The sequence below is a fragment of the Streptomyces sp. AC558_RSS880 genome (assembly GCF_019049255.1).
Classification (GTDB): domain Bacteria; phylum Actinomycetota; class Actinomycetes; order Streptomycetales; family Streptomycetaceae; genus Streptomyces.
The window spans coordinates 1-1,665 of the sequence record NZ_JAGMUJ010000057.1; the positions used below are offsets into that span (position 1 = coordinate 1).

General features: G+C 70.1%; 2 protein-coding genes. One reads left to right on the forward strand and one right to left on the reverse strand.

The genetic code is table 11. From position 1 onward, the window contains the following. Positions 1-271: 271 nt before the first annotated feature. Complete coding sequence (locus KUM38_RS20115; protein WP_254397483.1) at positions 272-1,066, forward strand: IS5 family transposase; 795 nt, start codon at positions 272-274, stop codon at positions 1,064-1,066. On the opposite strand, the gene KUM38_RS20120 is transcribed toward KUM38_RS20115, so the two are convergent. Beyond that, the gene (locus tag KUM38_RS20120; RefSeq protein ID WP_217130791.1) at positions 1,014-1,589 is read right to left on the reverse strand and encodes a hypothetical protein; all 576 of its coding nucleotides are present in this window, start codon (positions 1,587-1,589) and stop codon (positions 1,014-1,016) included. The genes KUM38_RS20115 and KUM38_RS20120 overlap by 53 nt on opposite strands. Positions 1,590-1,665 lie beyond the last annotated feature (76 nt).

Here is a 1,665-nt window from a genome sequence, read left to right on the forward strand (position 1 = left end):
AGAAGCCGTATCTCAACCGATCTTGGAACGTGTGGATCGAACAGGGTTCCTGGTCGGGTGATCTTCCGCAGGTACGCGCATGAAGGCAGGGCCTCCTGGCAGCTCGGGGGTGCGATCCCATTCCGAGCGGTTCCCGGAGGCCCTGTTGTCGTTGTTGTACGCGCCCGAGCCCGTTGACTTCAACTCGTCCGTCGTGTCGTGCGATTGCCTCGCGCACGTGTACGGGAACGCGGCCGATCATCCCGATCGGGTGCGCCGGTATCCGTCGGACATGACGGACGCGGAGTGGGCGGCCGTCCGACCGCTGCTGCCGGTGCCGGCCTGGTTTCAGGGGCGGGGCGGGCGGCCCGAGGGCTACTGCCATCGCCAGCTGCTGGACGCGATCCGTTACCTGGTCGCGGGCGGGATCTCCTGGCGGGCGATGCCCGCGGACTTCCCCGCCTGGGGCCGGGTCTACGCCTTCTTCCGGCGCTGGTGCGAGCACGGGCTGATCACCGAGTTCCACGACCGGCTGCGCGGGAAGGTCCGTGAGCGCGAGGGCCGTGAGGCCGAGCCCACGGCCGGAATCATCGACGCGCAGTCGGTGCGGGCCGCGGCTTCGGTGCCGGCCGCCTCACGCGGCTACGACGGCGGGAAGAAGGTGCCGGGCCGTAAACGGCACATCGTGACCGACACCCTCGGTCTGCTCCTGGTCGCCCGCGTCACTGCGGCGAACATCGGTGACCGGGATGCCGCGGCGGGCCTGCTTGGGCGGCTGCGCCGTCTGCACCGCGACATCACCCTGGTCTGGGCCGACGGCGGCTACACCGGCTCCCTCGTCGGCTGGTGCCGGGACAAGCTCGCTCTGACCTTGGAGATCGTCAAGCGCACCGACGACATGACCGGGTTCGTGGTGCTGCCGAGGCGGTGGGTGGCAGAGCGCACGTTCGCGTGGCTGATGAACTCCCGCCGTTTGGCCCGGGACTACGAGACCCTGCCCGCCACCAGCGAGGCGATGATCCGGTGGTCGATGGTCACGCGGATGAGCCGGCGTCTGGCACGGCCACGGGCCGCCGGCCGGCGCTGAATGCCCCCGACGTCTCCAGGAGGAGCCACCCGCGCTCCGCCAGGCGCCGGGCTTTCGACCGCAGCCCCTCGACCTTCGCCGGGGCCGCCCCAAGGCCCAGCTCCACCGCGATCTCCTTGGCCCGAAGCGGTCCGTGACCCGTGGACCGCCGCTGTTCCAGCACGCCCAGAATCCGCTGATAGTCCGGCGCCAGCACCGTCACCGGCAGCCCTTCCCGCCAGGGCGGCACCGTCGAGCCCGGCACCGGGGTGAGCGACGGCGCCGCTTCCTCCTCTGTCTCGGCCGTGGTCACGGCAGTGGACTCGGCCGCAGAGACAGCCAGGGCCTCGAGCAGTTCCTCCCGCGCGATCACCCGCCGGTCCAGCTCGATCTCCGCGGCCTCCAACACCTCAGCCAGCCGAGCGGCTTCCTCCCGCAAGCCCTCCACTCGCACGCGGGCAGCCGCCTCCCGCTCCTCCAGCATTCCCAGCACCGACGCCACCGCGCACCCCTTGGCCATGAAGCGGATACAAGACGTCGGCATGCCTCCCTCAACCCGAGCGAAACCATTCCTGACCAGCAGAAATCAAGGGATCACGTTCGGTTGAGATACGGCTTCT

Excerpts from the sequence above, each read along its gene's own strand:
- KUM38_RS20115 (WP_254397483.1), top strand. The coding sequence starts at position 272 with ATGACGGACGCGGAGTGGGCGGCCGTCCGACCGCTGCTGCCGGTGCCG.
- KUM38_RS20120 (WP_217130791.1), bottom strand. The coding sequence starts at position 1,589 with ATGCCGACGTCTTGTATCCGCTTCATGGCCAAGGGGTGCGCGGTGGCG.